17 protein-coding genes and 1 tRNA gene are annotated in these 17508 nt (G+C 66.0%); 8 read left to right on the top strand and 10 right to left on the bottom strand.

Annotated elements, in window-relative coordinates; all coding sequences use genetic code 11:
- Positions 1–31 precede the first annotated feature (31 nt).
- The 6 genes from ACIGHN_RS02710 to ACIGHN_RS02735 form a co-directional block, all read right to left on the bottom strand.
- On the bottom strand, positions 32–454 hold the full coding sequence (locus tag ACIGHN_RS02710; protein WP_156372064.1) for a hypothetical protein: 423 nt from the start codon (positions 452–454) through the stop codon (positions 32–34).
- The gene (locus ACIGHN_RS02715; protein WP_396503171.1) at positions 454–1146 is read right to left on the bottom strand and encodes an N-acetylmuramoyl-L-alanine amidase; all 693 of its coding nucleotides are present in this window, start codon (positions 1144–1146) and stop codon (positions 454–456) included. The genes ACIGHN_RS02710 and ACIGHN_RS02715 overlap by 1 nt, the downstream gene beginning before the upstream one ends.
- A 117-nt stretch (positions 1147–1263) precedes the next feature.
- On the bottom strand, positions 1264–2877 hold the full coding sequence (gene purH, locus ACIGHN_RS02720; protein WP_396503172.1) for a bifunctional phosphoribosylaminoimidazolecarboxamide formyltransferase/IMP cyclohydrolase: 1614 nt from the start codon (positions 2875–2877) through the stop codon (positions 1264–1266).
- Between the two features lie 100 nt (positions 2878–2977).
- Complete coding sequence (locus tag ACIGHN_RS02725) at positions 2978–3211, bottom strand: Fis family transcriptional regulator (protein ID WP_056167477.1); 234 nt, start codon at positions 3209–3211, stop codon at positions 2978–2980.
- On the bottom strand, positions 3208–4254 hold the full coding sequence (dusB, locus tag ACIGHN_RS02730; RefSeq protein WP_396503173.1) for a tRNA dihydrouridine synthase DusB: 1047 nt from the start codon (positions 4252–4254) through the stop codon (positions 3208–3210). Before dusB ends, ACIGHN_RS02725 begins: the two co-directional genes overlap by 4 nt.
- Positions 4255–4478: 224 nt before the next feature.
- Entirely contained in the window at positions 4479–5087 is a 609-nt protein-coding gene (locus tag ACIGHN_RS02735; protein WP_396503174.1) for a D-Ala-D-Ala dipeptidase, read from the bottom strand.
- Between the two features lie 181 nt (positions 5088–5268).
- Here ACIGHN_RS02735 and ACIGHN_RS02740 point away from each other — a divergent pair, with 181 nt between their 5' ends.
- Positions 5269–5751, top strand: a complete 483-nt coding sequence (locus ACIGHN_RS02740; protein ID WP_396503175.1) for a YqaA family protein — start codon at positions 5269–5271, stop codon at positions 5749–5751.
- A 23-nt stretch (positions 5752–5774) separates the two neighbouring features.
- Here ACIGHN_RS02740 and ACIGHN_RS02745 read toward each other — a convergent pair whose 3' ends face one another.
- From ACIGHN_RS02745 to ACIGHN_RS02760, 4 genes are all read right to left on the bottom strand, one after another.
- Positions 5775–6968: a diguanylate cyclase gene (locus ACIGHN_RS02745; RefSeq protein ID WP_396503176.1), complete on the bottom strand. Its 1194-nt coding sequence runs from the start codon at positions 6966–6968 to the stop codon at positions 5775–5777.
- Positions 6969–7249: 281 nt separating this feature from the next.
- Positions 7250–8137, bottom strand: coding sequence for an EamA family transporter RarD (gene rarD, locus ACIGHN_RS02750; RefSeq protein WP_396503177.1), 888 nt, complete (start codon positions 8135–8137; stop codon positions 7250–7252).
- Positions 8138–8444: 307 nt separating this feature from the next.
- Positions 8445–9539, bottom strand: coding sequence for a redox-regulated ATPase YchF (ychF, locus tag ACIGHN_RS02755; protein ID WP_396503178.1), 1095 nt, complete (start codon positions 9537–9539; stop codon positions 8445–8447).
- Between the two features lie 83 nt (positions 9540–9622).
- Positions 9623–10495 carry an MOSC domain-containing protein gene (locus ACIGHN_RS02760; RefSeq protein WP_396503179.1) on the bottom strand — a complete coding sequence of 291 codons (873 nt, stop codon included), beginning with the start codon at positions 10493–10495 and terminating at the stop codon, positions 9623–9625.
- A 106-nt stretch (positions 10496–10601) separates the two neighbouring features.
- Between ACIGHN_RS02760 and ACIGHN_RS02765 the strand changes: the two genes are divergently transcribed.
- The 7 genes from ACIGHN_RS02765 (at position 10602) to miaB (ending at position 17491) form a co-directional block, all read left to right on the top strand.
- Positions 10602–11738 (top strand): FAD-dependent monooxygenase, encoded by a 1137-nt coding sequence (locus ACIGHN_RS02765; RefSeq protein ID WP_056418336.1) that lies wholly within the window; start codon positions 10602–10604, stop codon positions 11736–11738.
- 58 nt (positions 11739–11796) lie between these two features.
- Positions 11797–12525, top strand: coding sequence for a DsbC family protein (locus ACIGHN_RS02770; RefSeq protein ID WP_056417673.1), 729 nt, complete (start codon positions 11797–11799; stop codon positions 12523–12525).
- Between the two features lie 95 nt (positions 12526–12620).
- On the top strand, positions 12621–14420 hold the full coding sequence (locus ACIGHN_RS02775; protein WP_396503180.1) for a M61 family metallopeptidase: 1800 nt from the start codon (positions 12621–12623) through the stop codon (positions 14418–14420).
- A gap of 126 nt (positions 14421–14546) precedes the next feature.
- The gene (locus ACIGHN_RS02780; protein ID WP_396503181.1) at positions 14547–15326 is read left to right on the top strand and encodes an enoyl-CoA hydratase; all 780 of its coding nucleotides are present in this window, start codon (positions 14547–14549) and stop codon (positions 15324–15326) included.
- A gap of 26 nt (positions 15327–15352) precedes the next feature.
- A tRNA-Met gene (locus tag ACIGHN_RS02785) sits at positions 15353–15429 on the top strand.
- 168 nt (positions 15430–15597) lie between these two features.
- Positions 15598–16053 (top strand): hypothetical protein, encoded by a 456-nt coding sequence (locus tag ACIGHN_RS02790; protein WP_056417663.1) that lies wholly within the window; start codon positions 15598–15600, stop codon positions 16051–16053.
- A 94-nt stretch (positions 16054–16147) separates the two neighbouring features.
- Complete coding sequence (gene miaB / locus ACIGHN_RS02795) at positions 16148–17491, top strand: tRNA (N6-isopentenyl adenosine(37)-C2)-methylthiotransferase MiaB (protein WP_056418332.1); 1344 nt, start codon at positions 16148–16150, stop codon at positions 17489–17491.
- Positions 17492–17508: the final 17 nt, after the last annotated feature.

Raw genomic sequence — 17508 nt, forward strand, 5'->3', positions numbered from 1 at the left:
CCTGCAACGCATCAAGAGCCAATAACGCATCTCAGTCGAGGGGAAAATCCTTGTCTAAGATGCCTTCACAACGCTCGCAATAAAGATACCTGGTTTTGGTTCCGGCCGCCAACGCGCCCCATCCCGTGGCGCCATCCAGAGTGAGTCGATAGGTCTTTCCTTTGTGGGACCGCACAAAACCCTCGGCCGTGCAGTCATCCAGGATCAATGCCCGTTGATAATTGAATGCCGTACTTGGGACAGCATGTTTTATGAAGAATCGCATTTTTCGCTCGGTCAATACCGAATCGACGCAATGATCTTGATTGCCCGATGAATTCGCTCCCGCAGAATTCTTGACAATATACGTCGCCTTGGAGTCTTTCTGGAGGAGCGGAAAATCGTCCGCCGCGTGGGCAAACGCGGCGACTCCTGCGGCCATCACGGCAAGGGTTGTCGACAACAGTTTTGGCATCACCACTCCGCAGTGGCCGCTTCCGTGACGTTCTTGCGGCTGACGGTGGGGTGCCGAAAGACATCTGCTTTCTCCAAGCTCAAGGTCTGCAGCAGTTCCTCCAGCAGATATTTGAAAGACATCTGTTGTGCACCCGTCAACGCCTCGTACACCGAATGATCGTTAAAAAAACGCTTTTGCTGAACGTCGCTCAGCCCTTTGGGCATTGGTTTGTTAGCCGGCAGGAAAGCTTGGCCCACGATCTCGATCCCGATGGTTTCGGAATTGGACGGATATCTTTCAGGCACTGATTTTTTCATTTCCGCTGCGTGCATTCGGGTGACGCCCATCTTCTTGTATGCCGAATTTTCAGAAGGCGTGCATTTCACTTCAGCAAGGCAACGGGCGCGTATCGGACCAATATGATTGGTGCGATACATGATAGAAGCCGTCTGATATATAACACCCGTTTTCGAAATAAGAAAATGAGCACCATTGGCGCCTGGTTGTTTATAACTAGCCAGTGTGGAATTCTCGGTAGAAGAACCGGTTTGATGGGCAATGATGCCCATCACGGCAGCCATTTTTGAACGCTCGATGGATGTTACCCTGTGAGCAACCACCCTGGAATTTTCGATCACCATCCCGTCAGCACTTAGCTTCAACATAATCCGCCCCGCAATGAACCTATTGATATGCGCGACAGATTTCATTTGAAGGCAAATCTTTCAACAAGGAAATTTTCAAGTTGAAACGTTTTCAGATGTAAGGGCAAATAAAAAGCGGCCGTGAGGCCGCTTTTTACGCAGATATCTTTTTTTGTATAGGTATCAATGGCGGAAGTGGCGCACGCCGCTGAACACCATCGCCACGCCACGCTCATTGGCTGCGTCGATGACTTCGTTGTCGCGCATCGAGCCGCCGGGCTGGATGACGCAGGTGGCGCCTGCGTCCACCACCACATCCAGGCCGTCGCGGAAGGGGAAGAACGCGTCGCTCGCCACCACGGTGCCCTGCAGCGACAGGTTGGCGTGGCCGGCCTTGATGCTGGCGATGCGGGCGGAATCGAGGCGGCTCATCTGGCCGGCGCCCACGCCCATGGTCATGCCGCCCTTGCAGAAGACGATGGCGTTGCTCTTGACGTACTTGGCGACCTTCCAGGCGAACAGCAGGTCTTCCAGTTGCTCCAGCGTGGGCTGCTTCTGGGTGACCACCTTGAGGTCGATCAGCGACAGCTCGTGGTTGTCGGCGGTCTGCAGCAGCAGGCCCGAGCCGATGCGCTTGGCATCCATGGCGTTGCGGCCGCGCTGCCAGTCGGTCAGCGTGTCGGTCTTGGAGGCGTGCGGTGGCAGCGCGATCTTGAGCAGGCGGACGTTGGCCTTGGCCTTGAAGACTTCCAGCGCCTCGGCGGTGAAGTCGGGGGCCATCAGCACTTCGACGAACTGCTTGCTGATCTGCGCGGCAGCCGCGCCGTCGAGCGTGCGGTTCACGGCGATGATGCCGCCGAAGGCGCTGGTGGGGTCGGTCTGGAAGGCCTTGCTGTAGGCATCCAGGGCATCCAGGCCCACGGCCACGCCGCAGGGGTTGGCGTGCTTGACGATGACGCAGGCAGGTGCCTCGAAGCTCTTGACGCATTCCCATGCCGCATCGGCGTCGGCGATGTTGTTGTACGACAGCTCCTTGCCTTGCACCTGCTCTGCGGTCACCAGCGAGCCGGGCGCGGGGTGCAGGTCGCGGTACAGCGCGGCCTGCTGGTGCGAGTTCTCGCCGTAGCGCAGGTCCTGCACCTTGGTGAAGATGCCGTTGCTCTGGCCGGCGAACTGGGCGCGCGTGGGCACGTAGGTCTCCGACAGCTTGTCTTCTTCGAACGTGACGGACGACAGGTAGTCGCTGATGGCGCCGTCGTACTGGGCGATGCGGTTGAACGCGGCCACCGACAGCGCAAAGCGCAGCTTGTGGGAGAGCTTGCCGCCGGCTTTCAGCTCGGCCAGCACAGCGTCGTACTGGTCGGCCGAGGTGATCACGCCCACGTCGTTCCAGTTCTTGGCGGCGCTGCGCACCATGGCGGGGCCGCCGATGTCGATGTTCTCGATGGCGTCGGCCAGCGTGCAGCCGGCCTTGGCCACGGTGGACTCGAACGGGTACAGGTTGACCACCAGCAGGTCGATGGTGTCGATGCCGTGCTCCTTCAAGGCGGCCATGTGCTCAGGCAGTTCGCGGCGGGCCAGCAGGCCGCCGTGCACCGTGGGGTGCAGCGTCTTCACGCGGCCATCCAGCATCTCGGGGAAGCGGGTGACCTCGGCCACCTCGGTCACGGGCAGGCCGTTATCGGCCAGCAGCTTGGCGGTGCCGCCGGTGGACAGCAGCTTGATGCCCAGCGCGTGCAGGGCCTGGGCGAATTCGACGATGCCGGTCTTGTCGGAGACGGAAAGAAGTGCGTTCATGGCAGTGGTGGTGGGGAGAGTTTGAATAAAAACAGGGCCTACCGCTTTATGGATAAGCGCTAGCAGCTATAAATTTAATAGCAATAGGTTGTGCGGGTCGTCACAGCAGCTTGTGCAGCGACAGCTTCTTGCGCAGGGTGTTGCGGTTCAGGCCCAGCCATTCGGCGGCGCGGGACTGGTTGTTGTCGGCCTGCTGCATCACCACTTCCAGCAGCGGTTTTTCGACCACGCGCACCAGCATGTCGTACATGCCGTCGGGCGTCTCTCCGCCCAGGTCGCGAAAGTAGCCTTGCAGGCTCTCGCGCACGCATTCCTCGATGTGTTTCTTGCTCATGCAGCCATTCCCTCTTGTTCTTCTGTGTCAGCGTCCACGCCGGTGGCGGCGGGCAGCCGGTCCATCTGCTGCCCCAGGGCATCCAGGTGGTCGGCCACGGACTGCCACTGCGTGGCGCTGTCTTCGATCGTATTGATGTGTTGCCTGAAGGCCTCGCCGCCGGGCAGCGCGCGCAGGTACCAGGCAATGTGCTTGCGCGCACTGCGCACCCCGGTCAGTTCGCCGTACAGGCTGTAGTGGTCGTGCAGGTGGTCCAGCAGCAGGCGCCGCACCTCGGCCACCAGGGGTGGTGCCAGGTGTTCGCCCGTGGCCAGGAAGTGGCCGACCTCGCGGAAGATCCACGGCCGGCCCTGGGCGGCGCGGCCGATCATGATCGCGTCGGCCCCGGTAGCGGCCAGCACGTCGCGCGCCTTTTCGGGCGATGTGATGTCGCCGTTGGCCACCACGGGCACTTTCACGGCGGCCTTGACCGCAGCGATGGTGTCGTACTCCGCATGGCCACGATAGCCCTGCTCGCGCGTGCGGCCGTGCACGGTCAGCATCTGGATGCCCACGCCTTCGAAAGCGCGGGCGAGCTGCACCGCGTTCTTGTGCTCCTGGCACCAGCCGGTGCGCATCTTCAGCGTGACGGGCACGTTGAAGGGCGCGCAGGCCTCAACCACCGCTTCGGCGATCTCCACCGCCAGGGCCTCGTTCTGCATCAGCGCGGAGCCCGCCCATTTGTTGCAGACCTTTTTCGCGGGGCAGCCCATGTTGATGTCGATGATCTGCGCGCCACGCTCCACGTTGTAGACCGCGGCCTCCGCCATCATCTGCGCCTCGGTGCCGGCGATCTGCACGGCAATCGGCCCGGGCTCCCCCTCATGGTTGGCCCGGCGCGAGGTCTTGAGGCTGTTCCACAGGTCCTTGCGCGAGGTCACCATCTCGCTCACCGCGTAGCCCGCGCCCAGCGCCTTGCACAACTGGCGGAACGGCCGGTCCGTGACGCCCGCCATCGGGGCGACGAACAACCGGTTCGCCAAAGGAATGTGGCCGATGTGCATGGGTAGGGTGCGGGAGGGGGCAGCAGCGAATGCTGAAAAAGGAGGCGGATTGTACCTGCTCAAAATTTCAGCAAATGAAATGTTCCGTCCCGTGAAAACCAGGGGCTGCCGGTGCGGCCGGACATGCCCCTCGCGCCCAGCCCAGCAGAGGCCGCCGCTTGCGCACACGATGGCACGGCCCGATTCACCCTGGCACGCCGCTGGCCGTGGCGGCCAGCCTCCTATCAACGCGCTGCCAGATCGGTCTCGGACGATGGGGCGGGCACCGCGCCGCGCTGCGCGAAGAGCCACCAGGCGGTGGGCAGGTTGTCGAACTGATGGCGGGCCATCAGGCCGCGCAGCCATTCGCGGTTGTGCTGCACGTCGGGCGAAAAGCCCTGTGCGCCGGGTTGCGCACCCGCCAACTCCACACCGGCCGGGGTGCCCATGTCGACATCGTGGCCATCGGCCAGCGGGCCGCGCACCACCTTGCTGGCCTTGGCGCCATCCACCACCTTCACCTGCACCACCCAACCGCTGCGGCTTTGCGCCACCTGGCACGACGCACGGAAGGCCAGGCCCTGGGCCTTGAGCTCCTGCGCAATGCCCTGCAGCGCGTTGCGTGAGGCCGCAGTCTCGGCACAACCTTGCGCCGCCCCGCGACCAGGTCCAGTCACGCCCACCAGCGGCTCTGGCGATGTCGATACCGCCGCCTGGGGGCTGTGCACGCACGCCGCCAGCAGCAGCAGCGCCATGGCCACCGACGACCAGCGCGTGCCCGAAGGCACCTTGGCGCTGGCGCGCCCGGCACGGTCTGCATGGTGTGCCAGTGGGGACAGGGAGTTTTTCTGCATGGGGGCCTCCTGTGCGGCGCCTGGAAGGAAGAACAGATTTCAGCGGCACCGTGTTGCTTCACGATACAAATCGGGCCGTGGCGGGCCCATGCGCAGATGCCGCGGGCCGGCGTAGGACAGCGCCCCCATGCGCGGACCACCCTGTTTTGCCGCCCTACACTTCGCCGCTATGGAAATCTGGATGCAACACTGGATGCAGCAGCTGCTGGAATGGCTGGCTTTGCCGCAGTTCGGCCTGAGCACCGTCTTCATCGTCTCGTTCATCTCGGCCACCTTGCTGCCGCTGGGCTCGGAGCCCGCCGTGTTCGGCCTCATCAAGATCAACCCCGCAATGTTCTGGCCGGCGATCCTGGTGGCGACGGCAGGCAACACGCTGGGGGGTGGCGTGAGCTGGTGGATGGGTGTGGGCGCGCACAAGGCGGTGGACAAGGCACGGGGCGGCCACACAGACGTGCGTGCCCTGGCCTGGCTGCAGCGCTTCGGCGCCCGCGCCTGCCTGCTGAGCTGGCTGCCGGTGGTCGGCGACCCGCTGTGCGCGGTGGCCGGCTGGCTCAAGCTGCCGTTCTGGCCCTGCCTGGCCTACATGGCCATCGGCAAGTTCATGCGCTACCTGGTCATGACCAGCGTGCTGCTGCACTTCATGCCCGGCAAGCTGGGCGGCTGACCGCCTGCGCCCTGAGCGCAGGCCTACAGGAAAGCGTGGGCGCTCGACTCCGACAGTACCGAGTCGCCCTTGGCCACGGGCTCCTCGACCACCACCTGGTTGCGACCGCCCTCCTTGGCCATGTACATCGCCGTGTCGGCGCGCGAGAAAAACTCCAGCACCGACTCGCCCAGCACATACTGGGTGACGCCGATGGACACCGTCACCCGGCCCTTGAGCAGGCCGCTCCAGGCGTGCGACTCGACCTGCGCTCGGATGCGCTCGCAGGTGTTGAGCGCCGGCAGCAGCGAGGTGGCGGGGAAGATCAGCAGGAACTCCTCGCCGCCGTAGCGCCCGAACACATCGCCGCCGCGCACGCCCTGCTGCGCGATGCGCGCGAACGTGCGCAGCACCTCGTCGCCGCCCAGGTGGCCGAGCTCATCGTTGATGCGCTTGAAGCGGTCGATGTCCAGCACGGCCAGGCACAGCGGGATGCCACTTTCGTCGGCCAGCTGCTTTTGCTCTTCGAGCGCGGCCAGCACGTAGCGCCGGTTGAAGCAGCCCACCAGGGTGTCGCGCTGCGCGTCTTCCTGGATGTTCTTGATCTTGCGGCTGGCATGGTAGAGGCTGCGGTACAGGCGCTGCACCCGGCCCATCAGCAAGATGAAGGCCGGCAGCGCCATCAGCAAGGCCAGCCCGTGCAGCACCTCCAGGCGCAGCAGCGCGGCATTGCGCTGGTCCAGGTAATGCAGCCCCACCACCCCCGCGTACAGCACCATGAGGCAGGCCGACAAGCCCAGCAGCGTGCGGCGCGGCACGGTGAACGTGCCATAGGCCACCGCCACGAACGCGAAGGGCGCCAGCAAGATCTGCGTGACGGGCTCCAGGTAGAACAGCACCAGCATGCACGCCAGCGCGGCGGCCACGATGGCCAGCTTGACGTGCCGGTGCCGCAGCTTCTGGTGCAGCCTGGTGGCAAACACCGCCCAGAAGACCAGGCAGCACAGCACCGCCAAGCCCGCCAGCACCAGCAGCACCTGCGCGGAGACCACGTCCAGCGCGTAAAAACCCACCAACGCCACCGCGTACAGCCCGATCAGCCCCGTCGCCTGCAGCCATTGCTGCGCCACGCTCATGCCGCGCGCGCCCTGCGCGCCCAGTCCGTCCATGGCGCGCCGGGCCGGACGCACCGCCGCGGCCGACGAGGAGTCATCGAACTCCATGACTGCGTCGGACAAGGGAAAGGCATCCGTGGCAGAAAACGGATTCTTGCGTCCAAAAAACATGTGGGAGGGCAGGCGGAGCCTGGGTTCGTTCGGGTGGCAACATCTTGCCGGGGTGCGCGGGCCCTTGGCAAGCTGCCTGGGGCAGGCCCCGCGCATCTTACGCAGAACTGACATCACACCACACGGTGTTTTCCAGTAGCGGGCAGCGCCACACGCCCAGTTTTGAGAAAGATCAACCCATGGGGGCATGGACCGCCGTGCGCAGCGGCCGCCGCGCACTGCAGCGCGGCGCATCATAGGCGCGCGGGCTCCGTCCTGCGCACCGACCACCAACCTTCAGCAGAATAGACGCAAAGAGCCGCCCAGATCAGCACAAAACCCACCAATCGCGCGGGCTCGAAGGCCTCATGAAACACCCATACGCCCAGCGCGAACTGCAGGCTGGGCGAGATGTACTGCAGGATGCCCAGCGTGGACATGGGAATGAGCCGCGCGCCCGCCGCAAACAGCAGCAGCGGCACGGCGGTGAGCGGCCCGGCCACCAGCAGCCAGCCCAGGGTGGCTGCGTTGTCGCCCTGCACCACCGCCCCCTGCCCCTGCCAGGCCCACCAGCCGAGCACGACGGCGGCCACCGGGGCCAGCAGCATCGTCTCGAGCGCCAGGCCCTCCAGGGCCCCCAGGGTGGCCACCTTGCGCAGCAGCCCGTAGACCCCGAAGCTCGAGGCCAGCACCAGCGCGATCCAGGGCAGCCGGCCCGCCTGCACCGTGAGCCACAGGACCCCCGCGGCCGCCACGGCCACCGCCACCCACTGCCCGGGGCGCGGACGCTCGTGCAAAAACACATAGCCCAGCGCGACGTTCACCAGCGGCAGGATGAAGTAGCCCAGGCTCGCGTCCACCACGTGCTGGTTCTGCACCGCCCACACATAGGTCAGCCAGTTGCCCGACAGCAGCAGCGCCGACAGCGCAAACGCCCCCAGCACCCGGGGCTGGCGCACGACAGCCCCCATCCACGCCCATTGCCGGCGCACCAGCAGCACCGCCAGCACGAACACCAGCGACCACAGCGTGCGGTGCATCACCACCTCCACCGACGGCACATCGGCCACCTGCTTGAAGTACAGCGGGAACAGGCCCCAGGCGACATAGGCCAGCGCGGCGTAGAGGATTCCGGGGTTCATGGCAGCAAACCCGGTTGCGCTATTGAAATCATAGCTGTTACCGCTTTATCTGCCTGCGCTAGCGGCATTTTTCTTGAAATCAGTGAGCCACGGAGCTGCGCACAAAACTGGCGCGCCCCCAGATCAGCGGACGCCGTGGAACGGGCTCCGCCAGGCCACCGGCGTCGTCCCGCTGCCCGCATTGCGCGGCAATGCGAGAGCGGGGGCCGAGGGCCGCGGCTCCAAGCCTGCCTGCGCAGGGTTGGACGGCCTGAAGAGCTACAGCCTCTGGCGGCCGGCACCGAGCCGCACAGCGGCTCAGGGGGCATCACACATTGAACAGGAAGTTGAGCACGTCGCCGTCCTTGACGACGTACTCCTTGCCTTCGGCGCGCATCTTGCCCGCGTCCTTGGCGCCCTGCTCGCCCTTGTAGTGGATGTAGTCGTCGAACGCGATGGTCTGCGCACGGATGAAGCCACGCTCGAAGTCGCCGTGGATCACGCCGGCAGCCTGCGGCGCGGTCGCGCCCACGGGCACCGTCCAGGCGCGCACTTCCTTCACACCGGCCGTGAAATAGGTCTGCAGCCCCAACAGGCTGAAGCCCGCGCGGATCAGGCGGTTCAGGCCGGGCTCTTCCAGGCCCATCTCCTGCAGGAACATGTCGCGGTCTTCATCGCCCATCTCGGCCATCTCGGCCTCGATCTTGGCGCAGATGGCCACCACCGGGGCGCCCTGGGCGGCGGCGTATTCCTTCAGGCGGTCGAGCAGCGGGTTGTTCTCGAAACCGTCTTCGCTCACGTTGCCGACGAACATCGCAGGCTTGGCCGTGATCAGGCAGAACTGCTTGAGCAGCGGCGCGTCTTCCTTGCTGACGGGCACGCTGCGGGCGGGCTTGCCCTGGTCCAGGGCCGCCTGGATGGGCGTGAGCAGCGCGACGATCTTGGCGGCTTCCTTGTCGTTGCCCGACCGGGCGGCCTTGCTGTAGCGGTTCAGTGCCTTCTCGACCGTCGTCATGTCTGCCAGGCACAGCTCGGTCTGGATGACCTCGATGTCGGCGATCGGGTCCACGCGGCCGGCCACGTGGATCACGTTCGGGTCTTCGAAGCAGCGCACCACGTTCACGATGGCGTCGGTTTCGCGGATGTGGGCCAGGAACTGGTTGCCCAGGCCTTCGCCCTTGGAGGCACCGGCCACCAGGCCGGCGATGTCCACGAACTCGACGATGGCGGGGACCACGCGCTCGGGCGAGACCACCTCAGCGAGCTTTTGCAGGCGCGGGTCGGGCACTTCCACGACGCCCGTGTTGGGCTCGATCGTGCAGAAGGGATAGTTCTCGGCGGCGATGCCAGCCTTGGTCAGCGCGTTGAAGAGAGTGGACTTGCCCACATTGGGCAGGCCCACGATGCCGCATTGGAGGCTCATGGCAGGGCTTTCTGGAATTCGGAGACAAACCGCCGATTTTACGGCGCGCCAGCCATGGCCCTCCGCGAGGGTCTGTTCAGGCCTCAGTCAAACCGCAGATCGGCCGCCACCCGCTGCCCCACGCGCAGCACCTGGCCGGCGCCCTGGCGCACGATGGCGTTCATGCCGAAGGTGATGGCACCGTTCAGGCGCCGGTCCGCGCGGTAGGTCCGCAGCGTTGCCCCGACCTCGGGGCTTCTCTCGGCGGTGGCCGGGTCGATGTCCGGAATGGGGCAGCGTGCGCAGGGCTTGACGCCCTGCAGATGGATCTCGCCCTCGGCCCCGCCGTCCACCCGCACCATGTCCACCCGGTCTTCGTCGTGGGCATCCACGCCGCCCAGCACCACGTTGGGCCGAAAGCGCTCGATGCCGACGGCGCCGTGGCCGGCGGCCGTGAGGCGGTCGTTCAGCTCCTGCATGGATGCCTCGCTCGCCACCAGCACCGGGAATCCGTCCGAGAACTGGTTGGGCGCCTCGACGCCCCCCGTCCAGTCCATGCTGGACAGGCGCCGGTGCTCGGGATCGAAGCGCACCAGGCGGCAGGGCTGGCCCAGGAAGTCGGTGAACCACTGGGCCGCCACCGCGCCCATGTCCCAGGCGGGCACGGTGTCGCGCCAGACGGTCACCGTGGCGGGCGCCTCCACCGCGTCGATGGCCACGTGCAGCGCCAGCATGCCCGGCGCGCGCAGCACCATCTCCTCGGTCTTGAGCTGCGGGCGGATCAAGGCCATGCGCGGCAGCGCGCGCTGGGTCAGGAACATGCCATCGGCATCGACCACCATCCAGGCGCGGTCCAGGTCCAGGCCCGTCTCGGTGAGCAGCGCCTCCCGCACCTCGATGCCCGCGCACGACTTGACGGGGTAGACAAACAGGCGCGCGATGGTGCCGGACAGATCGGAATCGGGGTTGAAACTCACGCCAGCACGCTCCTGAAAAACGGACCCTTGGACACGGGGAAGATGCCCCTTCCCCGCAATTTTGCACTGCGCACGGCGGCCCGGCACGGCTCCTACAATGCCCCTCATGGCCCAAACCTTTGATATTTGCATTCGCGGCACCGGCGTGGTGGGCACCACCCTGGCATTGCTGCTGGCACGGGACCGGCTGAAAGTGGCGCTGCTGCCCGCCCCCGGCCCCAAGAATCCTGCCGCAACCGACGTACGGGCCTATGCACTCAACCTGGCGTCCCGGCAGTTGCTGGAATCCCTGCGCAGCTGGCCCGACGAAGAACACGCCACCGCCGTGCGCCAGATGCAGGTGCAGGGCGACCAGGGCGGCGCCGTGCGGTTCGACGCGGCGGCCCAGGGCGTGCAGGCCCTCGCCTGGATCGTGGACGTGCCCGCCCTGGAATCACGCCTGGCCGAGGCGGTGCGCTACCAGCCCCATGTCGAGGTGGTGAACGCCCCCGTCCCCGCCGCGCTCACCGTGGTGTGCGAGGGCCGGGCCAGCAGCACGCGGGACGAATTTGGCGTGAACTTCGACGTCACGCCCTACGCCCAGCACGCGATCGCCACCCGGCTGCGGTGCGAGCGCCCCCACGGGCAGGTGGCCCGGCAGTGGTTTCTGCCCGACGGCATCCTGGCTTTTTTGCCTTTGGGCGGGCGGGAGGGGAACTCCGTCGCGGTTGTGTGGTCCGTCCTGCAGGAGCAGGTGGCGCCGTTGCTGGCGCTGTCACCGCAGGAATTCGCCCAGCGGCTGCAGACTGCGAGCCAGGAGGCCCTGGGCGCACTGGAATTGACGGCCGAGCGCGCTGCCTGGCCCTTGCAGCTGGCCCGGGCCGACCGCTGGTGCGGGCCCGTGCCCGGCACCGCTGCCGGCCGCCCGGCCCGCAGCTGGGCGCTGGCCGGCGACGCCGCCCACAATGTGCACCCGTTGGCAGGACAGGGGCTGAACCTGGGGCTTGCGGATGCGCAGGCGCTGGCGGCCGTGCTGCATGGGCGTGACTATTGGCGCAGCGTGGCCGACCTGCGGCTGCTGCGGCGCTACGAGCGCGAACGCAAGGCGGCGCTGGTGCCGATGGGCCTGGCCACCGACGGGCTGCAGCAGCTGTTTGCGCGGCAGGAAGGTCCGATACAGGCGCTGCGCAACTGGGGCATGAAGGGCTTCGAGAGAAGCGGCCCGCTGAAGGACTTTGTGGCCCGGCAGGCCATGGGAATTTGATTGACGACGACCACAGCGGACGCCTTGGCGGCCGCCGACCATTGAACCCGAGAACACCATGAAATTGATTCCCATCCTGATCACGGCCATCGGCCTTTTCGCCAGCGCGGCGGCATCCGCCCAGGAGGCCGACATCCGCAAGGCGCTGGCCGAGCGCATCCCGCAGATGGACAAGATCGACGAGGTGCGCCCCACGCCCATGAAGGGGCTGTACGAAGTGCGCATCGGCACCGACCTGTTCTACACCGACGCCAAGGGCAACTACGTGATCCAGGGCGAGCTGATCGACGCCAAGGCGCGCCGCAACCTCACCGAAGACCGCATCGCCAAGCTGACCGCGGTGGACTTCTCGGCGCTGCCGCTCAAGGACGCCTTCACCATCGTGCGCGGCGACGGCAAGCGCAAGGTGGCGGTGTTCGAGGACCCCAACTGCGGCTACTGCAAGCGCTTCGAGCGCGACCTGCAGAACGTGGACAACGTGACGGTGTACCTGTTCCTGTACCCCATCCTGAGCCCCGACTCGGCAGAAAAGTCGCGCAACATCTGGTGCGCCAAGGACAAGGTCACGGCCTGGCAGGACCACATGGTGCGCGACAAGCCCGCACCCGCCGCCAGCTGCGACACCAGCGCCCTGCAACGCAACCTGGCCTTCGGCCGCAAGCACAAGATCACCGGCACCCCCACCCTGATCTTCGCCAACGGCACGCGCGTGCCGGGCGCCATCGGCGCGCAGGAAGTGGAAAAGCGCCTGGCCGAGGCCGGCAGCGAAGCCACCGGCGGCAACTGAACCCCACCGCACCCGCGGGAACGCGATGGCGTTCCCGGAGCCTGCCAGCAGGGCCCGGCGCTGCTGGCCACCACGCCAGAACACAGCACACGCCCATGCCCTCCACCCGCCACCACGAGCCCGCAGCCATCCACTACCGCGTGGAGCCTGCGGACCTGCATGCCCATCTCTTCAGCGTCACCCTGACCATCGCCCACCCCCAGGCGCTGCAGGAAGTGTCCCTGCCGGTATGGATTCCGGGGAGCTACCTGGTGCGCGAGTTCTCCAAGAACCTGCAGGAGCTCACGGCACACCAGGGCAAACACGCCGTGCCGCTCACGCAGCTGGACAAGCACCGCTGGCGCGCGGACTGCAGCGCGGACAAGCCCCTGGTGCTGACGTATGCCGTCTGCGCCTACGACACCTCGGTGCGCACGGCCTGGCTGGATGCATCGCGCGGTTTCTTCAACGGCACCAGCCTGTGCCTGCAGGTGCGCGGCCAGGAAAAGCAGGCCCACACGCTGGAGATGGCCAGCACCCCGGCGACGGCCGACTGGTCGGTGGCCACCGGGCTCACTGCGCTCAAGGTCGATAAAAAAGGTTTTGGCCTGTACCAGGCCGAGGACTACGACGAACTCGTGGACAGCCCGGTCGAGCTGGGCAGCTTCTGGGTGGGCCGCTTCACTGCGGCGGGCATCCCCCACCGCTTCGTCGTGGCCGGCGCCGCGCCATCGTTCGACGACAAGCGCCTGCTGGCGGATACGCAGAATATCTGCGAGACCGCCATCCGTTTCTGGCACGGCGACGGCGCCGCCCCGTTCAAGAGCTACGTGTTCATGCTCAATGCCGTGGGCGACGGCTACGGAGGCCTGGAGCACCGCAACTCCACGGCGCTCATCTGCGGGCGCAGGGACCTTCCCCGCGTGGGCGACAGCCGCGCGAGCGACGGCTACACCACGCTGCTGGGCCTGATCAGCCACGAGTATTTCCACACCTGGAACGTCAAGCGCCTGCGCCCCGCCGAATTCGCACAGCACGACTACGCAAGGGAGAACTACACCGACCTGCTGTGGTTCTTCGAAGGCTTCACCAGCTACTACGACGACCTGCTGCTGCGCCGTGCGGGATTGATCGACGACGCAACCTACCTGAAGCTCATCACCAAGACCATCAACCAGGTGCACCAGACCCCGGGGCGCATGGTGCAGACCGTGGCCCAGGCGAGCTTCGATGCCTGGGTCAAGTACTACCGCCAGGACGAGAACACCCCCAACGCCACGGTGAGCTACTACACCAAGGGGTCGCTGGTCGCGCTGTGCCTGGACCTGGCGCTGCGCCGCGACGGCAAGAGCACGCTGGACGACGTGATGCGCGCGCTGTGGAAACGCTGCCAGGGCGGCCCCATGACGGAGGACGACCTGCGTACCGTGCTGCGGGAACTGGGCGGGCGGTCTTTCGACGCGGACATCGCGCAGTGGGTGCACAGCACGGCAGAACTCCCCCTGGCCGAACTGCTGGCGGCGCACGGCGTGCACCTGCAGGCAGAGGCACCGCAATGGGCCCAGCGCCTGGGGCTGCGCGTGGCCGAAAACCACAGCGTGCAGATCAAGACCGTGCTGCGCGCGGGCCTGGCCGAACAGGCCGGCATCGCACCCGGGGACGAATGGCTGGGCGTGGAGGTGCAGGGGCAAGGCTGGCGCATCAGCAAGCTCGACGACGTGGCGTTCTATGCAGGCGCCGAAACCTCGGTGACCGCCCTGGTGGCACGCGACGGCCGGCTGCTGCGCCTGGCGCTGGAGCTGCCCCCCCGCGGCCAGAGCGCGGCGCCTCGCAAACCCGCCCGGCACGCTCCGGCCCCCGATACCGTCAGCCTCTCGGCCGCCGACGCGACCGCACTGGGGCGCTGGCTGGCGTGATCGCCGCCGGATGCGCGGCCGCGGTACGGCCTTTTACCTACCGCGCCACGCGCCGGGCCGCAATGCGGACCTGCTTGGGTATATTGCCGACAGCCCTTCACAACAAACCATAAACCAGGAGATACCATGGCCTACGAAACCATCGAAGTCCGCGTCGAAGCGGACAAGGTCGGCGTAATCACGCTGAACCGCCCCAAGCAGCTCAACGCCCTGAACGACCAGCTCATGAACGAGCTGGGCGCGGCCCTGAAGGATTTCGACGCCAACGAGGCGATCGGCGCCATCATCGTCACCGGCAGTGAAAAGGCATTTGCAGCGGGCGCCGACATCGGCGCGATGGCCAAGTACAGCTTTGCCGACACCTACAAGGGCGACTACATCACCCGCAACTGGGAAGCCATCCGCTCCATCCGCAAGCCCGTGATCGCTGCCGTGAGCGGCTTTGCGCTGGGCGGCGGCTGCGAGCTGGCGATGATGTGCGACTTCATCATCGCGGCCGACAACGCGCGGTTCGGCCAGCCCGAGATCAAGCTCGGCGTGATCCCCGGGGCCGGCGGCACGCAGCGCCTGCCGCGTGCGGTGGGCAAGTCCAAGGCGATGGACATGGCCCTCACCGGCCGCATGATGGACGCCACCGAAGCCGAGCGCGCCGGCCTCGTCAGCCGCGTGGTGCCCTACGACAAGCTCATGGACGAAGCACTGGGTGCGGCCATCCTCATTGCCGGCTTCTCGCAGATCGCGGTGATGGCCGCCAAGGAATCCGTGAACCGGGCGTTCGAAGGCAGCCTGTCCGACGGCGTGATGTTCGAGCGCCGCCTGTTCCACGCCCTGTTCTCCACCCAGGACCAGAAGGAAGGCATGGACGCGTTCATGAACAAACGCACGGCCAACTTCACACACCAATAATTTTTGTTCTATAATCTTGGTCTTACGGTCGTATAGCTCAGTTGGTTAGAGCGCAGCATTCATAATGCTGATGTCGGTGGTTCAAGTCCACCTACGACCACCACATTCGAGTGACCGCCAAAAGCCCGCAACGCGCCAGTGATTGCGGGCTTTTTTGTGGCCGCGGCGCCCTTGCCGTGGCGGTAAGTCCTTGTACGAAAACGGTTTTCTGGGCCCCCTGGCCCGTAAAATCGGCCTCCCCCACCTTGTTACCAGCCTCTGGATACACACCATGAACCGCTGCACCCCTGCCCCTCACTCCCCTCCGGCCAGCACCGGCCGGCGCCTGCATGCTGCGCGTGCGCTGGCTGCGGCCAGCCTGTCGGCCCTCGCCTGCCTGGCAATGCCCGCCCATGCACAGGTCCAGCCCGGCCTGGGGGTGGCGCGCAACTTTCCGGACGCATCGCTGCGGGGCAGCCTGACCGTCCAGGGTGGCTCCGATGCCGTGCTCAACGGGCGCAACATCCGCATGGCGCCCGGCATGCGCCTGTTCAGCCCCCAGAACTCGCTGGTCATGCTGCACACGGTGCAGGGCCAGACCTTCAAGGTCAACTACCTGATCGAGAACAGCACGGGCATGCTGCTGTCCGCCTGGATCCTGACCGAAGGCGAAGCGGCCCAGCCGCGCAATGGCTCGGACACGATCCAGTTCAATTTCCGCACCGACTCGGATCCGGTGAAGAAGTAACCCGGCGCCCGCAGCCCCTGCCGGGTTGCCCAACGCCCCAGCGGCCGCCCGACGCGCGCCGCCGCATCCCCATTCGGACACGAGATTGATTGCCATGGCCTCCAAAAAAGTCTTCATCAAAACCTTCGGCTGCCAGATGAACGAGTACGACTCGGACAAGATGGCCGACGTGCTCAATGCAGCCCAGGGCTATGAGCCTACGCAGAACGTGGACGAGGCCGACCTCATCCTCTTCAACACCTGCTCGGTGCGCGAGAAGGCGCAGGAGAAGGTCTTCAGCGACCTGGGCCGCATCAAGCACCTCAAGGCCCGCGGCGTGAAGATCGGCGTGGGCGGCTGCGTGGCCAGCCAGGAAGGCGCCGAGATCATCAAGCGCGCGCCCTATGTCGACGTCGTGTTCGGCCCCCAGACCCTGCACCGCCTGCCCGAGCTGCTGAACCAGCGCGAACGGCTGGACCGTCCGCAGGTGGACATCAGCTTCCCGGAGATCGAGAAATTCGACCACCTGCCGCCGGCACGTGTCGAAGGCGCCAGCGCGTTTGTCTCCATCATGGAAGGCTGCAGCAAGTACTGCAGCTACTGCGTCGTGCCTTACACACGCGGCGAAGAGGTCAGCCGCCCCTTCGACGACGTGCTGGTGGAAGTCGCCGGCCTGGCCGACCAGGGCGTCAAAGAGATCACGCTGCTGGGCCAGAACGTGAACGCCTACCTGGGCAAGATGGGCGACACCAGCGAGATCGCCGACTTCGCGCTGCTGCTGGAGTACGTGGCCGACATCCCGGGCATCGAGCGCATCCGCTACACGACGAGCCATCCCAACGAGTTCACGCCCCGCCTGATCGACGCCTATGCCCGCATTCCCAAGCTGGCCAGCCACCTGCACCTGCCGGTACAGCACGGCAGCGACCGCATCCTGATGGCGATGAAGCGCGGCTACACCGCCATGGAATACAAGAGCACGGTGCGCAAGCTGCGCGCCATCCGCCCCGACCTGGCCATGAGCAGCGACTTCATCGTGGGCTTCCCCGGCGAGACGGAGGACGACTTCAACAAGATGATGAAGCTGATCGACGATATCCACTTCGACAACAGCTTCAGCTTCATCTTCAGCCCCCGCCCCGGCACGCCCGCGGCCGGCCTGCACGACGACACGCCGCACGACGTGAAGCTGCGCCGCCTGCAGCACCTGCAGGGCGTGATCAACGCCAACATCAAGTCCATCAGCGAAAGCCGCGTGGGCACGGTGCAGCGCATCCTGGTGGAAGGCGCCTCCAAGCGCGACACCACTGAACTGATGGGCCGCACCGAGTGCAACCGCGTCGTCAACTTCGTGGGCCAGCCCCGCCTGGTCGGCCAGATGGTGGACGTGACCATCACCGAAGCCAAGGCCTACACGCTGCGCGGCGAAGTCCTCACCCACGAGGCCGCGCTGGCCTGAAACCGCAGGAACAGCCC

Origin of the sequence: Acidovorax sp. NPDC077693 (genome assembly GCF_044542805.1) — a bacterium.
Classification (GTDB): Bacteria; Pseudomonadota; Gammaproteobacteria; order Burkholderiales; family Burkholderiaceae_C; genus Acidovorax.